Source organism: Aquimarina algicola, assembly GCF_006443095.1.
Classification (GTDB): domain Bacteria; phylum Bacteroidota; class Bacteroidia; order Flavobacteriales; family Flavobacteriaceae; genus Aquimarina; species Aquimarina algicola.
In genome coordinates this window covers 795370-814057 of the sequence record NZ_VFWZ01000002.1, presented here as the reverse complement: position 1 = coordinate 814057, position 18688 = coordinate 795370, and the positions used below count along the sequence as shown (strand labels likewise).

The window sequence follows — 18688 nt, the reverse complement described above, 5'->3', positions numbered from 1 at the left end:
AGATTTTGCCAAAAATCAGAAGACCTACTAAATTTTGAACCATATGATATTCTTGAAAAATTAATTAAAATATGGTTTATACGTAATTTGATTACGGTTAATAAGTATTTGATTTAGAGTTGTTTAAATGATTTGCTTTGCTTTTTTTCTTCATGATTATCGTTAGCTAACGTTTTTGATCTAATTTTGGTGCTAAACTTCTCTCATAGACCTCTGAAAACGCCTTATTTTTCGTTTTTTGGAGTGCAAATTTACTCCGAAAAAACAAGATTTTTCCTATTAATTTTTCTAAAAGAAATACATAGTTTTGATTTGTAAATCAAAGACTTACAGACGTGTGTGAGTACTTTTTTAATTTTTTTAAAAACTAAAATTTTCTACTTATGAAAGCCAATTTTTCAATTTTGAACTTACTTTATTTATTTTTAGTCACTTTAATTTTATGGAGTTGTTCTTCAACTGAAATAGACGAAGAAATTTCCATGGAAAAAATTGATAATGAACAATTGGAAAATACCAATGATCTTAAAACCTATCTTATCGATAAAGAAACTTCTGATAGACCAGGAAACCAAGGAGGAAACTAATGGAATAACAAGGATTACTGGAACTATAATGATTATCTTATCTGGATGCATTTTGTATTTAGATAAGATTTTTTTGTTATTTGATATTACGTTAGAAAATACTCATGGCTGGAAAGATACCGAAAACTATGTTTGGCATTTATGTCAAACTATTTCTCCAATATTAATTATGTATGGGATGTATCTTCGCGCTTATTCTTTTGCTCTGATAGTTCCTTTATTTTGTTATGTACTTCAATTTTTTTTCGTAATTGATTCTTCTAAAACTGTTGATAAAGGGAGTACTTGGTTATATGTCACCGGTACTTCTTTAGGTATAATGATTGTCTTTTCTGTTGTTCGATGGAGTTTAGCAAGGGTTGGAAAAATGAAAAAGCTTGAGATTGAGTTGATGGAAGAAATCATAAAAGCTGATAATCACATTTTTAGTGATAGAGAAGATAACAATAAGGAAAAAGAAGAAGAAAAATAGAAAATAAACGTGTCTGGCAACTATAATTTTAATAATGAGCATAGAGCAATAAGAGCAGCGTTTGATGAAGCTAAGGTTTTACTTGAAAGTGGAAAGATAGATATGTTTCAATACCGAACTCTTTGTAATGATTTATTAAATGAAGTAAAAATGATGGATACAAAATACAATAATGAAGACATAAGGGAAATGTTAAACTCTTTTATAGATAGAACAGAAAGAGACAAAACCATAAAAGACTAACCTAATTAACTATCTCTTTGTTTTTCCTCAATAAATGTATTTGCTTTTTTGATCTCTTCACTCAAATCATATTTGAGATCTGTTAGTTCTATTTTCAATAAAACTTTACGAAGTAAATCTTCAACCGGTTCTAGTTTTTCTTTTACGATACTATCTAGATAATCATGTAGCTTCCCAATTGATGAATTTTCTTTATTTATACCTAAATGCCCTAAGTGATTTTGGTGTTCAAGATTATTATTTAATAAATCGGTTAGTTTGGAATCGCTAAGTTCAGCTAACCTAGACTTAACTAAGGTATCAATAGACAGACCAAAAATATCGGCAATTTGCATTACACTATTTAATGGAATTGTAGTATCTCCTTTTTCATAGTTTGCAACTTGTTGTCTGCTTACATTTAACTTTTCCCCAAGGTCAGTTTGAGATATATTTCTCTTACCTCTAAGGATTTTGATATTCTCCCCAATTTGTTTGAACATTCTAAATGTTAATTTATTAAATTATGTAAACTATAATTTGCTTTGTAAACTATTAATTGCTAATTTAGCAACAAATTATTTACAAAAATACGTAATTAATATGATACGAGATGTTAAAATAGTAAACATAAGGTAGACATTAACTTTTTTTTGAATATAAATTGTTATTTCAAAAATAAAATAGAACTAAATGTAAACTATTAGTTGACATTAACATATTAGAACTACATATATAAAACTTAACAATCGTCAATATATAACAGATTTTGTTAAAGGAAAAACTACCTCAATTTTCCTTTTCATTAACACTGAATATCATATTCAGAGACATTTAATATACGATTCTAACTTATGTCAAAAGTTAAGAGAGAAAGAGTAGAGAGATGGCTGATTTTACATAAAGACAGCCTTCGAATAGCTTCAATTGAGAGACAGCTAGGGTTTTCAAGAGGTATTTTAGCAAAGTTCTATAAAGAAGAAAATAAAAGAATATTGAAAAAGGAAGAAGTAGAATTATTGGATAAATGGATTAAAAAACTTATTGATTCATACGAAATCGACTAATTGTAAATAACATTCGTAACCCCAAAATAAAAACGATGAAAAGAAATATTGACAACAAAGAAGAAAGCAAGTACCTTGAATTGATAATTGATTCAATACAAATGAACATCTTAGATTTCCAGGATAATCTGAATAAAGGAGAATCTTACGAACTTATGATTTATCAATGGATCACTAATCTCTATGAAGAAAAAGTCAACGTAGAAGAAGCTGTTACTATTGTGCATCAAAAACGATTACAAGTGTTATTTCATAATGCAGAAGTGAAAACTCCTGAAGCAGAAATTTCAAAGATTCGTAAAAGAATTTTTGATCGATTACAGAAGACTTCTTTGTATAATAACCTAAATCATAGAAATAAAGAATACATACATTCGAGAATTGAAAGTTTAATCAAACCTAATCTTCATTCTTGCAGTGATGTTATCAAAATCATTTTTAAGATCTGTAGAAAACTTGGAAATGATCAGAAACCAACCATTACAAAGAATTTAAAACCTAAATATGAAAGAAAAAAGAATACAAATAACAATATGGTATTGCATAACCTAATTACCCCTAATACCTATCTGTTGAACAACCACATTGTTTAGGTTTTGAGTTTGTGTGGTTAATTGAAGGGTTGACCCCCTGTGAAGATACCAGGTACTTATACTAAAGCATTGTACTCTTGAACTCTCTATTTCGGCTCGCCAAACTGTCCTCTAATAGAGTTGCATTTTTCCTGTTGTTTCAAGATATAATCCCCAACCTTTAGAAAGTATCTGGTGGTCTTCCAAACTAATAATCATAATAAAAGTACAAAATAATATGCTAACCTATCAAGATAAAATCATACAAAAAGTCGTCAAACACTTTGAAGGCTTGCACAATATCGAAATCCTTGACATACTACAAAAGATAGAGACACTTTTGGTAGGTGGAAACTCTCCATTTCAGGCAGCAAATTTTAAAAAACGCTTAACCGCTGATACAATCAAACGAAGCGTTTTTCCTATCTCTAATAAAGGATATTACCAACTAGAAGATCATTGCCACTTTATAAGCATATACAGATTGGTCACTTTTACCCCTATTGTAAACTTTGAAACCTTATGTTTTACAATGGCAAATGATATAGAGGCTTACGAGCTAACCAATGACAATATCATTAAAGCTTTTACAGCTACTACCCTTGAAAAAGAAATAAATTCCTTTATTCAGGGTAACAAAGTGACAAGAAGAAACACTAATACAAAGAGGCTGTTGCTATTGGAATATTTAGAACAGTTTGATCCGGTCAACATCTGGACACCATGAATTAATCGTTATATTTAAAAGCGTTAACTTATATTTAACGTTTTACAGGGGATTTTACCCCCCTAGTACCCATTTTATGTATCAATATATAATAGTACATTTGAAACCCTTTTAGCATAACATGTTAGAAAACAAAAAAGTAACCTCAAAAACCCGCTCTCTATGGCATTAGAAACTACTACACAAATATTTATCTCAGGTACACCCATTAGTTCTTATAAGAGTATCAAGCTGAATCAGGAAATTTCTTCGCACCATGACCTTACATTGGTCTGTCGTGCAGATGTTGTTGAAGGGCTATCTGATCAATTGATTGGAGACAGCAAAGACCACTTAGGAGAAACCATTACTATTCGTATTGCCCCGACACTAGAGGTAGGAAGTTATCGAGAATTGGAGTTTAAAGGTATTATCATTAAAGTTGAAGGAGCAAAAGGATCAGAGTATGGCAAAAGCGATATGGTTATTTTTCATGCTAAAAGTACTTCTATCCTTGCTGATGATGGGGCACACTATGCTTCATTTACTGATGTTGGACTTGCAGAGATCTTAGAAGATACCTTTAGTGAGTATGATAGAGGAAAGCTGGAAACTCGATTCTCACCCACATCCTCAGATACCATACATTATGCAGTACAGCATAACCAAAGTGCTTTTGATTTTGCCAGTCGATTAGCAGCGTATTATAACCAATGGTTTTACTATGATGGGAGCAAACTAGTTTTTGGAGCACCTAGTGAAGAGGAAACTGAATTGAGTTATGGAACTGATTTACAAAACTTTTCTGTAGAGCTTAGTTCTGTGCCTAATACGTTCAAATATTTTACCAACGATTACCTTACTGATGAGCTACATCAAAAAAGTAGTAATGAAGTCACCATTCCATCTGAAGGGTATCATGGATTTACCAATCAAAAATCTCAAGAGGTATTTACCAAACAAACACAAGTATATCATAATCTGTATACTGATGAAAATGTACAAGCTAGATTAGATCAACAAGCAGAAGCGTATACCAAAGCCAAAGCCTTAAAACAGGTCGTTGCTAAAGGAGAGAGCGACAATCCAGGAGTGAATCTTGGTGAAGTAATTACTATACAAGGGTATGGTAGATATCGAGTAACCAAAGTTAGTCATACCAATACAGAAGGAGGAATTTATAAAAACACCTTTGAAGCTGTAGCAGCAGACTTTACGGTATATCCAAACATGGATATCAATAAATTTCCAAAGAGTGAGATACAAATTGCTACGGTAGTAGAGAATAATGATCCTGATGGGTTAAGTAGAATTAAAGTACAGTTCCCTTGGCAGAGAATGAGCGGTCAAACGACCCCTTGGTTACGTATGATGACCCCGCATGCAGGAGCAGACAAGGGATTTCATTTTATCCCTGAGCTTGGGGAGGAAGTCGTTGTAAATTTTGAAGGTGGCAATGCAGAACGACCTTTTGTAGCAGGTACACTATACCATGGTGCTGCACAGGCAAGCCAATGGCAAAGTAATAGCAATGATATCAAAGCAATACGCTCAAGATCAGGACATACGGTAACTCTTAATGACACTCAAGGAGGAGAAATGATTGTGATCAGTGATAAGAACAGTAATCTGATTCAATTTGATACTGTTACCAGTTCTATTATGATTTCTGCGCCTGAAAACCTGATTTTACAATCCAAAAATATGGAGATTCGTGCTACAGAAAATCTAAAAATAGCCACAGGCAAAAATAAAGTAGAACAGATTACAGGGGATTATAAGTTAACGGCTTCAAATATTTATGAAGCAGCATCCAAAGACATGAAGAGCCAAGGAGAAAAGATCACCCGACAATCTGTAGCAGATATGAACGTTTCTAGTACAGGAGGCAATGTAAATAAACAAGCCGATCAAAAAGTAAATAACAATAGTGGTGAACAGGGTAATGTTTTTTAAGATATGGGTAAAAAAGGACAGATCATAAAAATAGCCAAAGGCACGATGACTGATATTGCAGAAGGCGATATCAATTACTTTGGTAGAAACATAAATACCTATGCAGCGATCAATGTTAATGAAACAGGAAAAGAAGGAGTCTTTTTTGGAACTCCAGAACCCGCTCCTCCTATTGAAACACAGTTAGAAGATTTTGAATTTGTGGTTTTTGAAAATGATGTATTTCAAAATAATAGTCAAACGACAAATAGCAATGAACCCACACCCAGTTTTATTAATCCTGAATCTGAAGCGGAGGAGGAAGAACGACCAAAGAAATGTAGGATAGAATTTAAAGCAGATAGTAACGACCTAAAAAATGGACTTTTTGGTTTTGATAAATTCAAAAGCTCCCTAGAACAAGATTGTGAATCTGATTTAGTTGCAGGAAGAACAGTTACCTATAAGGACTCGTATAGAAGTATAACAGTAGAAGGTCAAGATTATCGAGTGCCAAAGATGAGTTTGAGGATTAATCGTACTATAACGCTTAAACTAGATAAAGATCTAAATAGAGAGGATGAATATGGTACTATTGCATTTAATGCTCCTCCCGGATTTACTATTAACCCAATTGACAGGAGAGGTAATACTGTTGATGTTGTAGATGCACGTAAAGTAGAGATCACTTGTAGTACGCATGGATCGGCATCCCTTAATTCCCCTACTGTCATAGAAATTTTAGCAGATGGTGTGGTTTCTGGTGCAATTGATGTATGGCATCCAGTACCTAAAACTATAGATGTTAGAACAGTGATTGTAGAGGCTAAAGATGGTATCAGAAGAATTGACGAAAGAGTTATAGTGCAAAAAGTTAACAATGCATTATTAAATACTTATTTTAATGCAGTACTTGGTCCCGCTTTAGTAGATGTCAACTTAGTTAATGCAACTCCAGATATATTAGATTTAACATCTATTCCAGCTAATGATAGAATGGGACAAGCATTTCTAAGACGGATTAAAAACAATATGGTATCAGGTACAACACATAAAGTTAAATTTTCAACTACAGAAGAAACAAGTTTTTTAGGCAATATTACTAACACTTTTGAGCACTATAACCCTCAGCATAATAATAATAACAATGAATTATTATTATTTTTTACCAACATGGAATGTACTGATGGAGGAAATCCTCCTAAATACGTAAACGGTATTACTTTAGATGGTAAATCACTGATGTTAATGAAAAATAGAGATATAAAACCTAATCAAGAAATTCCTCATGAGATCATGCATGGAGCTGGATTACCACATCCATTTAAAGAAAATCCGACAAAAGATGCTAGAAAAACTCATTATTTTAAACCAGGTAGTACTGATAATTATATGGACTATAATAATGAATCCAGTAGAAAACAATTATGGCATTGGCAATGGAAGAAACTGTATAACTCAAATTATTCAAGATAGAGCCATATGAAAAAATATAAATACTTCTTACTTCATTGTTTCATCTTTGTTATAGGTTGCACTGCACAAAAGCAATTCATCGAAAATGATGAACTTTGTGAATTTGACCAAACTATATTAAAAAATGAGAAAACATTTTTTTTAAAAGATTTAACTCAATCTGAGATAAATACTTTAAATAAATATAAACAAGTTGAAATTGTCAACTCAAAAGATTATTCAATTAAACTATTTAGATTTAGTAACCAGGACAGTCTTATAACCAAAATGGTACTAAACAAGAAAACCAATATAATAAAATCATTGTTCTATAATGTAAATGACGGTAAATTAAGCATTGTAGATTTTACTTATAATTATGGAGATCTTCCAATTGGAACAGCTAAATTTTATAATAAATCGGGAGAAGTTATTAAAACCGAAAATGATAATGACTATTACAATTACCCTATCTGTTTTAAAGAGGCCATAGATATCGTAGAAAATAAATTAAAAGGAAAAGATTCTATAGTAGCGATCAATAGAGAAAAAAAAGTAATCAAAGAAAAAGACACCCTGTATTATTGGGATGTCTTTGTTCGAGAAATCTCTGAAAACAAAGAAGATAAGCCTTGGATTTATCGTATTAACGCATCAAATGGTAAATTAATAGATAAACTAAAAGTAATTACTGTTCATAGGTAAATGAAAATAGTGAAAAAAACCTGAATAATTATTGCAAATGAATAGCGTAAACCTTTCTAAAATAAAAAAATGCAATCAGGTTTGGAATGATATGCCTAAAACTGACAAGGGAAGACTTTGTCAACAATGTCAAAATACAATTCATGATTTCAGAGGTATGTCAAGTTTTCAGATCGTATCTATACATAACCAGAGTAACACCAAAGTTTGTGGGATTTATGATGATAAACAACTTAGGTATGAGCCATCAAATAATTTGACTATACCTAGTAAGAAACCACATTTTATGGTCAGTGCCATAGGATTGTTTTTTACAACCATCCTACATTCTCAGATATCAGAAAAACAAAACACCAGCCACCCAGTAACCCAAAACTATGTAAGGCAAAATCAAAAAGATAGCTTGATAATGCCTAACCAAAACCCGATGCAAAAGGATATACCGATCGATAGTGTGAAAATAGTGAGAGGGATCATTAGAGATCAAAACGGGGAACCAGTAATGGGATGTTCTGTTTTTATTCAAGGGACCAATAATGGGGTAATCTCGGATTTTGATGGAGAATATTGTATTGACGTGACCGATCAATTTAAACAATCTGATACCCTGAATTTGAGATTTAATTTTATAGGATATGGAAGAAAAAATATAACAATCAAACAATCAGATTTCTTAAACTTCAATGAATTCAAATCAGATGTATTTCTTGAAGATAATAAAGTTGAACTTACTGAATTTGTAGTAACGGTAAGACCACCATTACACAAAAGAATTTGGTATAAAGTGAGAAATATATTCAGAAAGAAAAAGAACACTAAAAGTAACCAGAATTAAACAAAATTATATTAAAAACACCAACAAAAACAAGAAATTCCCAATTCTGAGAAGAGACAATATATGAGCCCTGAAACCAACATATCATTTAATCACCCTATCAAAAAAAGGGTAGATACGACCAAGAAATCCTATGGGGTAAAAGTTGATTATTCTCCTTCAGGAAACAGTATTCAGTATGTTTTTGAAGTTGCTTATATAGAAGCCATAGAAGAGGATTACCGTTGCGAAATAAGTAGAAAACAGTTTTTTATCAATGGTAAACAACCCAAACGATTAGTAGATGTTTTGGCAGAAAAATGTATGAGCTGTATGTACCCGATTCAATTTAGAATCAGTCAGTATGGGTTTATACAAGAACTGCTAAACTTTGATCAGATCAAAAAGAGATGGGAAGCTGCACTTGTTGATCTTAAAAACGAATATCAAGGCGATGTTGCAGAAGAGTATTTTAGCCAGATCAACAATACCCTGTCAGATGCTAAAACATTTTTGGATGCTTTGCATTATGATATTGTTTTTCCTTTGATGTTTTTTAGAAAGCCTGCATTATATCAAACAGAAAGAATACAACATAATTATACAATTTCATTGCCTGTATTACCTTATAAACCTTCTATAGATTTTATAGGCAATCAGAAAATGTATTTGAATGATGAAAAAGGCTTCCGATTTGAATATACGGGAAAAGACAAAAGCAATAATACTATACAACTAAAGCATTTGATCAATGACCTGGATTTTACATTGCAACGTGTAAGAGGTATGTACACTACAGCAGATAAACAAAAAGAAATTAGGTACAGCATTACCTATCTTGAAGAACGAGACGAACAATACGAAGAAGAACCAGAAGCTAAGGAGGAAATCCCAAAAGAGATGATCAAGAAGAAAAAATGGTTTCCAAACCTTTTTAAGCGTAATAAAAAATAATACAACCATGAGTGATGTAGCCATAGTATGTCAAGGTGCAATGTGCAAATGTAAATTTGGGACTGTTCCGGATAAGCTAAAGATTGTGAGTACTCACAAAGAATATGTCAATGAAACCAAGGGGAGTAAAAAAATGATCGCTACCACTATGGATATCGGTCAGCCTTTTGAAGCAAAGACGTTTGGTCAGTGTAAATTGCAGCCCAGTACCAGTGGTTATCTCCCTTGCGTACCAAGTATCACACAATGGCAAGATTTTTATGATAAGATTACTGTAAGCAATCAAGGAAAAATCCTAACAGAAAAGAGCAAGGCGATATGTGCCATTGCCGGAGCACCTTATGTAGAGATTACCTTTCATGGGCAGACAGCTTCTCCTACACAATCACAAGCCGAAGAGGCAGACGAAGAGATCCATAGCCAATTAAATCCATTGGCAAGACCTAAAGGAGCACCCGAAAAACCTGCTAATCACGTTTTAAAGATTAAATCATGAGTGACGAAACAAACGAAAAGGACCCCAAAAAAAATAGAGGTGATCGTCAGAAAGAAAATGGCGGGACCAGCAACACAAGTACGATTAAAAGAAGTAAAGGAAGCTACCAAAAAGAAATTGTTGTAGATGAAAAGGACAACCAAAACCTTAACATAAAACGCAGGGAACGTGGGGAATATTACTTTTTTGAGATACCGGTCAATAAAGAGGTACACTTTCATTTAAAAGTGATTAAAGCCAGTAACATGAAAGCAACCCAAGAGAATGTATATTGGGTCGCCCAAACCAATAAAAATTTCAAAAGTCAAAAATGGTTAAGTTGGACAGGGGCAAACAATAAGTATGACCTTCATGAATTATTAATGAACCTCAATGAAGGAACCATTTATGGAAAAAAACTACTTGAAGATGGTAGCCTGAACCCCAAATATGTAGAATATACTGAAAAAAACACCAATGGGGTTAAAAAAAATTACCTTCCTACAAACCCCTATAAAAGCAAATCAGAAAAAAGAGAGCTCAATGATGGGGTTTATTTTGGTAATGTCACTTATCACACCGACACACTCGGAGAAGGAATATGGTTAGAAGGGATTAATTATCTTCCTGAATTTGAATCTCAAGGAGCATTCATCATTGCCGTGGGAGAACCCCAAATTCTATCTTTTTATGTAGCAAAAAGAGTTCGAAAAGAATCCGATGTAGACGCTATAGGAATCATAGACTGCGATACAGAGCATGTTGAAAAAGAACTGATCTATGGGGATATTTTGGACCTACACCTACGTCTTCACAATATAATCAACTACACTGCCAGTATTGAAGTGTTTTGTGACGATGAGCCTATGGACGAATACAATAAGGTAATTCCTTTGTCTCAATATCAAGATATAGAAAACCCTTCAACGGATTATAATCTGGATATTATCGATGAATTATTGGTCGATATTAGATGGGCAAACAAAAGCGATCATGACGAAGCAGATGATTTCGAAGACTCTTTGCAAGAATATAAAATGGTACTTACGCTTACCCCTATCAAAAGAAAAGGCAAGCACACAGAAGAAGATACCAGACCGACCATCACCAGAGAAGTCACTTTTACAGTAAATTATAAAGGGGATTTTAGTCTTGAAGAACAAGAACATCAATATGTAGAGCAAGTGGTCAAGGTTAAACAACCTCCACTTGTCACTCAATCTTATGAAACTTGTAGGTATACTGAGCTAACCATATCAATGGCTGGGTACGAGAATCCTATCATACTACTACAAGAACAAGATAACGGGTCATTGATCGATAATAAAACCCCTTATTATGAGTTTGTGGCAGGTAATAATGAAAATAAAAAAGAGATTATCATAGATATTTCTTCGGGCAATGGCAGTTTTACAGGAGTAGATAGTTGTGAAAACGAAATATCGCACAAAGAAAACAAAGATCATCCGGAATATCCCAACAATGTATTCAATACCTCTAGTGTACAGTTATATGATTATGATAAGAATTATGAGGATAACATTTGGGGTAAGTTTAAAGAATTTTTGAATACTAAAAATAATATTTTTGGTAATGTACAACCCTATAGTGATGAGGAAAGAGCTGCAGACCAGTTAAAGTTTACGGTAGCCTATCCATATAACTCCTATAGCGAAGGCACATTTTTGGCTAGATACCTTACCCTACAACTAAGCTCTTTTCCTATCGATATCTCTGTACAAAGTTGTCGATATGTACGCACCCCAAAATTCGTGATACACCCCGATGTGGTATGGGCAATGCACTTTAATTATGGGGTAGATGAAGAAGATATCCTTTATTACAACGATACAAAAGTACCACTGGTAACAGGGTATGCCGATTACATGTCGTATCTAGCGGCAGGTCTGGAGTGGGTCAACAACAAAGTAAAGCCCTTTGTAGAACAGTATATGATCGGAGATAATGAAGAGCGTAAAAAAGGCTGGGACAAAGTTCAGGAGATCATTGACGAGTTTGTAAAAGAAAGTATCACAAAGGTAGCCTTAGGGTTTCATGCCAGGATAGACAAAGAACGCCTGATCAACTACTCAGAAATGCAACCTTACAAAGCAGTACTCAACTATTACATCTTTCAGATGGTGCTCTTTTCTATTGCGATAGATGTACTGTTGATTTATCTGACTAGAGGTAAGGTAGCACCCGGTATGCAAAAAGCAGCCAGAGTTGCTGGAAAATTCAAAAAACTAAAAAAGAGAGCAGAAAAATTTGGTGAAGATTACAACCTTACCTTTCATATGCCCAAGGTAAGTTGCAATTTTGGGTTTCATAGAGAACAAAGTACAGAGAAACTAGGCGAAGTCACTAGAATCATACAATACACATTACGGGCAGACCCCCTTATTGCCATCTCGTCAGAATATGAATTTGCTCCCGAACGATTGCCAAAAGAATTAAAAAAGTTTAAAGTGACCGCATTGGCAGAAGGGATTATCAGTTTTGATATCAATATCCAATACGATGTGCTTGAAGGAACATTTACACTCAACAATACTGCTGTGCATCAAGAAGGGGGTGGTGGTAATGTACTAAAAGATGGCGATATCATACAACTAGAAGGAAAGATTGCGCTTACCCTAGAGGGAGAAGCCAAAGTAGAAGGAAAATGGCAGAAAAGGGTCTTTAAGCTATTTCCTATAAAAGTACATACTAAAGCTGAAGGAAAAGTAAATCTACACAGTGCTGCGGGGATTACCCGACGCTTTGGGATCGATGCCAACAAAGGTCCCTTTCTAGAAGACACCCTATTCTTTGATGGGATTACAGGAGAATATTTTCAGAAAGTAACTGTAGCGATTAATAGTAGAAAACGAGTTGATACAAATCCTACAAATAAAACTACATCAATTCCAAAATTCGGCTATGGCACAGCCAGTCTAGGTAGAATGTATATCTTTGAAATTTTTAATCCACACAAACCAGAAAAATATTACAAACAAAAATGAAACGCCTTAAACAAATCATAGCAATACTATGTTGTACGTTTACTCTTATCTCTTGCGCACAGGATCATAAAAAAAATAATCAAGCAATGAAAAATAGACCGATTAATAGAATTCATAAACTATACAATCAAAAAGTGAAGTACCCAATTATGCCACAATATTTTATAGAGGGCTACCAAAGTGGTTGTTATTATGAAATTTTAATTAATGACGTTTTAGCATTCAAACATTATGAGAATGTTGGGCTCATGAATCACGCCACACCGATTAATGATTTAATATTAAAAAGTGGTCCTCAAAAAGTAACCATCAAGCTATTCCCATTGGGTAAAATCGATGGTAAAGAATATACGACCATAGATGCTGATGATAGTTTTAGGCTTAAAATCTTTAAACGAGATAAAAAACAACCTTATGTAGCGGGGGATTATGAGGTGATAAAAGAACACTATGCCGAACTCAAAGACGGGCTGCCGTATTATGAAGAAACTTTTACCTTTGATGCAGAAGTACCTTATCAATTAAAAGGGTGGAGTGAATCTCGGGTATTAACAGAGATGGATCAAAAAAAGCTAGAAAAAGAGGTTTTAGATTTTTATAAAGAATACGGAGAAGTATTAAGGAATAGAGATGAAGAGAAATGGGTAAATCTTGTAATGAAGAGAGAAAAAGAAAGGATTCACGCGGTTGATTATTTTGACAAAGAAGATATTAATATAAGAACTTCAGAATATATAAATACATTTGATAATGAGGTTTTAGAAGTACAACCCTTAGACCCTTATAAAATGACTTTTTATGGTGATGGGCGTTTAATAACATTAAGAAGTTTAGAGAATTTAGGTGATTCAGCCTTTTTTACAATCGAACAGGACGAAGATGAAAATGGTAAATATAAAGTTTATCAATTTTATTATTTATTCCTTCACAAACCCAAAGACAGTGATCAATTAGAGATTATACGATAATTAAAATTATAATTAATCATGTCTCTGTATTATCGAATAACAATTGTATTATTGGTTTTCAGTTTTTTTTGTTCCTGCTCTCAAGAACCAAAAAGAGAGTTTTATAGCAACGGACAAATTAAAGAAGATGGAGAATATAAGAACGACAAAAAAGAAGGTACTTGGCGTGAATATCACGAAAATGGAAATTTAAGAGCTTCAATCCCCTATTCTAATGGGTATCGAAACGGAAAAATGGTTGTTTATCATAAAAATGGAGAAGTTTCCAAAAAAGGAAAAATTATAAATGATACCATCCCAATAGGGAAATGGCAATGGTTTTACAAAAACAAACAGATCAAGCGTGTAGGGGTTTTTGACAATAATGGGAACCAAATAGGAACTTGGGAAGTGTTTCATGAAAATGGTAAGAAAATGATAATCGCCATTTTTCCTAATGGGGAGCATATAGAATATTATTCAGATGGTATTACTATAAGAGAAACAGGGCAATATAAAAATAGTCTAAAACAAGGTGAATATAAAGGCTATAATCGCGATGGTGTATTAGAGTTTATAGTCCATTATAACAATGGAGAAAAACAAGGAACGGAAAAAGAATTTTATAAAACAGGGGAAGTAAAAAGTATTTCTCTTTGGGAAGATGGAATAGCTCATGGCGAGTGGAAAGAGTATTATGATGATGGTATTGTAGAAACTATCAGGCATTTTGACAACAATGAATTAATTTGGGAAAAGGGTTTTGATCGTGATAAAGTATTGTCTGATTCTACCCATTACACCTATACCAAAATAACTAAGGATTCTATCAAAGAGGAAACTACACAATATTCGTTTTATAAAAATGGCAAAGTAGAAGAAATACGTTATCGTGACAACGGCCGAAATGGGTACATAATTAAATATTATGAGAATGGTCAATTATGGCACAAAAAAATATTTAAAAACAATAAATTAATTGATGGTAATTACGAGTATTTCTTTGAAAATGGTAAAATAGAAGAAGAGTATACTTTAAGTGATAATACAAAAATAGGTTTACACAAAAAGTTTTATGACAACGGACAGTTAAAGGAGTTAACTACCTATAAAAATGATGGCTCAAAATATGGACCTTATAAAAAATATTATGAGACAGGAAATATTAGAACAGACGGTTTTTTCAAAAATCTTCCAGATGGAGACACATTTGTTGATGGAGACTTTACTTATTATAGAGAAAATGGAACTTTAGAAAGACAAGAGACCATTAGAAATGGAAAATTAGAAGGGTATGTAATAGAATATGATAACAAGGGAAAGGAGCAAAAAAAATACCTTTACAAGAATGGAGAATTTATAAAATCAATTTCAATCCACTAAAAGTGAAAAAGTTCTAAGTAAATTAAAATGGCATAGAATTCCTTTTCTAAACCGAATTCATGAATAAGAAACAACTTCAAATCATAAAGCGATTAATTTTTTACTACCAGAATATATTGACAAAAGCTGTAATAACCTCTATAAGAAAATAATGATAATGAAAGTAAAAAGAGTAGTAAGGTTATCAATTTTTCATGCCCTTGCTGCATCTTTGTTTCTCTCTTGCTCACAAACTGAAGAAGAAAAAATAGCTATAAAAATAAATACGTATGTAGATACAATAGTAGAAAATGTAAAACACTATCCAGAAGAACCCGTTTTTGACCTAGCTGTTTTTGCTCCTGGCGCAAAATATGAAGTAAGAGTGAACGACACTCCCATAGTAAACCGTTATGGAATAGACGACAACAAATACTACTTGCGTTTTAAAAAATTCAGTCTTAATCATGCGATGGGATCTAAATCTATTCACAAGGTTACCTATCGTATGATACCATTAAATAAAAAGTCTTTTGAAAATTATGACATAAATGATATCAGTATTAAAAGTTATAATGGACTTAATGACTCTAAAGAAATCTTTCTTTTTGAACCTTTACTTACACAAAAGGAAGATGAAGAATCCAAAGAATATATTGGAAACAATTTCTATAATGGTAGTTTCACTTTTCAAGCTAAATTACCTCCTTACAAAAGACAAATAGATTGGTCTGAATCAGTCAATTTACAAGAACAGAAAAATATCGAGCAAGAGGTTTTAGCGATTTACAAAGAGATAATGCATTTGTATGAGGAAGGAGATTTAGATAAATTATTAGAATTATACAAACCTGTTTTTCAAGATGAAGCACAATCAGTTTACGCAACAAAAGAAAAAAAGAACAGATTAGGTTATAAATTAGACATAAAACGTCTTCACCCATTCTTTTTTAAATCGCAACCAAAATTAGATGAGAACTATACACTAAAATTTTATGCAAATGGCAAGTTAGTAACCTTAGAAAAGAAAAGTGATAGTACGAAATTTTATAGTGAAAGTGCATTATCAATAAGATATGAGAAAGATCTGGATAAGCTTGTAGATGGGATGCTTGTCGATGTAGAACATTTTAATATGTATGAAAAAGGAATAATCCCTAAGATAGAACAAGAACTATATTTATTCTTCTACAAACCTAAAGGTTCAAAATCTTTGAAACTAGCTGCTAATATTTATAGAGAAGAAAAATTGTTGAACCCTGTAGAATAGATCAATAATTCAAAAATGGATATAGATAGCGCAATACTTTTTTTAATAGTTATACCTTGCTTTACATTATATTCATTTTTTATAGGATATAAAGCAAGTAAAAGAAGGCATAATTCTGAAATCCTTGATTTGTCTTGGGTCATCTCTTTTATCTTCATCTCTGGGGTCTTATTTTTCTTTTTACTGATACCATTTCTTGGTGTTCCAGCTATTATCAAAGAGTTTCGTTTAACTAGTAAAAATGAATCGTTTCAAGCAGAAATTATTGATATCGAAATCAGAATTGAAGAAGATAAAAAGACCCATGAAGAAAAGACGATGTATTATCCTATTGTAAAAGCAATTGTTGGAGATAATCAAGAAGTTATTCAGAAACTTAATCTAGGTAGCTCTACAAAACCTATTATTGGAGATACAGAAGAAGTGGTCTATGATACTTCTGCAAATAAATTATATTTAGTTTCACTAGCTGCTACAGCTATGCGAGGTGTAGGTTTATTTTTTTGTTTCTTTATGATTTTTGTAAATATTTATGCATTAATGTATGCTTTTGGAACTACTATTTCTCCAGAAACATTTGCATCTGCTTTGTTTTCTTTTTTTATATTACCTGTAATGTATTCAGGTGGAATTATAGTAACTTCTTATTATCTGTACCTATGCTTTATTGTACAAAAATATAACACTTTAGAATGGAATAGAATTATAACAGCTGCTATATTTTTAGTTGTTTTGATTTCAACTACTCCATCGTTAATTAAACATATCAGAGAAACTAAGAGAGAGAGATTTTGACATGAATAGTGACCTGTTAGAATATACCATCTATTCAATTTTGCATCCAGAATTTAGATGCAGACTAGGTGTTCATCCAAAAAGAAAAGTAAACGTTTAAACTTTTGAAAAGCTATCGTCATAATATGCCGAAGTTAGACTGAGAAGGATTACAATATATTAGTTGAAGGAATAGAATTTTAATGAAAAAAGATACCGACACATTTTTTGAGCAGCGAATCGAAGAGTATAAAAACATATTATCCAAAGGGTTGATGTTGTCAAGATCTCAAAAAAACTGGATATTACGCAAACGCAGAGAGTATCTTGCTGAGCCTAGAAAAATAACTGAAGTTCATGTTGCCTTATTAGATGAATTAATACCATTATTAGGTTATGACTGGAAAGAGTATCAAAAAGATATAAAAAATCCTAGAAAATCGTTTTCTGAGCGGCATAAAGAGGTTCAAAAAAAATTAGAAAAAGAAAGAAAACTTAATGCCCGTGATAAATTATGGATCAAACACATAAGGACAAAGTTTAACAGAACCTCCAAAGGCTTAAGTAGTAACGAGATTACAAAAATGGATCAACTCATACCACTGCTAGGCTATGATTGGCGGGATACTCTTATAGAAGTACCCACTACTATCAAATCTTTTGACGATCACATCGCCATAATTACGCAATCTTTGCATTCAAATCAACCTTTATCTCTGCCGCAAAAACAATGGCTTAGAAATAAGAGAAAGCAATATCATAATAGCCCTGATGAATTTGATAAAACGCATGAAGAAATACTAAATTCTTTAAATAATCTTCTGGGATATGATTGGAAAGAATACTTAGTCAAAGCTGCCAAATCAAAGAGTTTTGATAAACAGTTTAGCGAAGTTTTAAGTAAACTTTCTAACAATCAAAAATTGAATAGTCGTCAAAAATCATGGTTGGCTCGCCAAAAAGAATATTATAAAGGACAACATCGATTGATGACCAAAAAAAGAATTAATGCATTGGATTCATTAATTCCGATGTTGGGATATGACTGGAAGATAAATAAGTATGAACGATCACAACCAATTCCTTTTGCAAATCATGTTGATCATATTCAAAAAAGCTTAGAAGCCAATATAGATTTAACTCCAAAACAAGTCAAATGGCTCAATACGCAACAGCGACTGTTTATAAAAGATTCTGAAAAATATGACCCTAAGAAAATAGTATTATTAGATACATTAAATAAAAGTTTAGGATTTGATTGGAAAGAAAAAAAAGGTAACCCTATCCCAAAAAAACATTATTCTTATTATGTCAAATCGATCAAAAAAAGGATAACAGAAGGAAAAAAGATAACAAACACCTAACT

At 32.5% G+C, this 18688-nt stretch carries 18 protein-coding genes; 17 read left to right on the top strand and 1 reads right to left on the bottom strand.

What is annotated here, in order from left to right; genetic code table 11:
• The first annotated feature begins 498 nt into the window (after positions 1-498).
• On the top strand, positions 499-1059 hold the full coding sequence (locus FHK87_RS07605) for a hypothetical protein (RefSeq protein ID WP_140592080.1): 561 nt from the start codon (positions 499-501) through the stop codon (positions 1057-1059).
• A 9-nt stretch (positions 1060-1068) separates the two neighbouring features.
• Complete coding sequence (locus FHK87_RS07600; protein ID WP_140592079.1) at positions 1069-1302, top strand: hypothetical protein; 234 nt, start codon at positions 1069-1071, stop codon at positions 1300-1302.
• 5 nt (positions 1303-1307) lie between these two features.
• Here FHK87_RS07600 and FHK87_RS07595 read toward each other — a convergent pair whose 3' ends face one another.
• Positions 1308-1784 carry a helix-turn-helix domain-containing protein gene (locus tag FHK87_RS07595; protein ID WP_140592078.1) on the bottom strand — a complete coding sequence of 159 codons (477 nt, stop codon included), beginning with the start codon at positions 1782-1784 and terminating at the stop codon, positions 1308-1310.
• A gap of 351 nt (positions 1785-2135) precedes the next feature.
• Between FHK87_RS07595 and FHK87_RS07590 the strand changes: the two genes are divergently transcribed.
• The 15 genes from FHK87_RS07590 to FHK87_RS07520 all read left to right on the top strand — a co-directional run bounded on the left by FHK87_RS07590 (position 2136) and on the right by FHK87_RS07520 (position 18686).
• Entirely contained in the window at positions 2136-2348 is a 213-nt protein-coding gene (locus FHK87_RS07590) for a hypothetical protein (RefSeq protein ID WP_140592077.1), read from the top strand.
• A 35-nt stretch (positions 2349-2383) separates the two neighbouring features.
• Positions 2384-2941 (top strand): hypothetical protein, encoded by a 558-nt coding sequence (locus FHK87_RS07585; RefSeq protein ID WP_140592076.1) that lies wholly within the window; start codon positions 2384-2386, stop codon positions 2939-2941.
• Between the two features lie 217 nt (positions 2942-3158).
• Complete coding sequence (locus tag FHK87_RS07580; protein ID WP_140592075.1) at positions 3159-3647, top strand: hypothetical protein; 489 nt, start codon at positions 3159-3161, stop codon at positions 3645-3647.
• A gap of 162 nt (positions 3648-3809) precedes the next feature.
• Positions 3810-5582 carry a type VI secretion system Vgr family protein gene (locus FHK87_RS07575; protein WP_140592074.1) on the top strand — a complete coding sequence of 591 codons (1773 nt, stop codon included), beginning with the start codon at positions 3810-3812 and terminating at the stop codon, positions 5580-5582.
• A gap of 3 nt (positions 5583-5585) precedes the next feature.
• A complete protein-coding gene (locus FHK87_RS26125; RefSeq protein WP_226294139.1) occupies positions 5586-7037 on the top strand; it encodes a hypothetical protein in 1452 nt (483 codons plus the stop codon).
• Between the two features lie 6 nt (positions 7038-7043).
• Positions 7044-7721 carry a hypothetical protein gene (locus FHK87_RS07565; RefSeq protein WP_140592073.1) on the top strand — a complete coding sequence of 226 codons (678 nt, stop codon included), beginning with the start codon at positions 7044-7046 and terminating at the stop codon, positions 7719-7721.
• 37 nt (positions 7722-7758) lie between these two features.
• Positions 7759-8556, top strand: coding sequence for a carboxypeptidase-like regulatory domain-containing protein (locus tag FHK87_RS07560; protein ID WP_140592072.1), 798 nt, complete (start codon positions 7759-7761; stop codon positions 8554-8556).
• Positions 8557-8619: 63 nt separating this feature from the next.
• Entirely contained in the window at positions 8620-9489 is an 870-nt protein-coding gene (locus FHK87_RS07555; protein ID WP_140592071.1) for a hypothetical protein, read from the top strand.
• A 7-nt stretch (positions 9490-9496) separates the two neighbouring features.
• Positions 9497-9985: a DUF4280 domain-containing protein gene (locus tag FHK87_RS07550; protein ID WP_140592070.1), complete on the top strand. Its 489-nt coding sequence runs from the start codon at positions 9497-9499 to the stop codon at positions 9983-9985.
• Positions 9982-12969, top strand: a complete 2988-nt coding sequence (locus tag FHK87_RS07545; protein WP_140592069.1) for a hypothetical protein — start codon at positions 9982-9984, stop codon at positions 12967-12969. The genes FHK87_RS07550 and FHK87_RS07545 overlap by 4 nt, the downstream gene beginning before the upstream one ends.
• Positions 12966-13937, top strand: a complete 972-nt coding sequence (locus FHK87_RS07540) for a hypothetical protein (protein ID WP_140592068.1) — start codon at positions 12966-12968, stop codon at positions 13935-13937. Before FHK87_RS07545 ends, FHK87_RS07540 begins: the two co-directional genes overlap by 4 nt.
• Positions 13938-13955: 18 nt before the next feature.
• Positions 13956-15299, top strand: coding sequence for a toxin-antitoxin system YwqK family antitoxin (locus FHK87_RS07535; RefSeq protein WP_140592067.1), 1344 nt, complete (start codon positions 13956-13958; stop codon positions 15297-15299).
• A gap of 157 nt (positions 15300-15456) precedes the next feature.
• Positions 15457-16548, top strand: coding sequence for a hypothetical protein (locus FHK87_RS07530; protein WP_140592066.1), 1092 nt, complete (start codon positions 15457-15459; stop codon positions 16546-16548).
• 15 nt (positions 16549-16563) lie between these two features.
• Complete coding sequence (locus tag FHK87_RS07525; protein ID WP_140592065.1) at positions 16564-17343, top strand: hypothetical protein; 780 nt, start codon at positions 16564-16566, stop codon at positions 17341-17343.
• Positions 17344-17525: 182 nt separating this feature from the next.
• The gene (locus FHK87_RS07520) at positions 17526-18686 is read left to right on the top strand and encodes a hypothetical protein (RefSeq protein ID WP_140592064.1); all 1161 of its coding nucleotides are present in this window, start codon (positions 17526-17528) and stop codon (positions 18684-18686) included.
• Positions 18687-18688 lie beyond the last annotated feature (2 nt).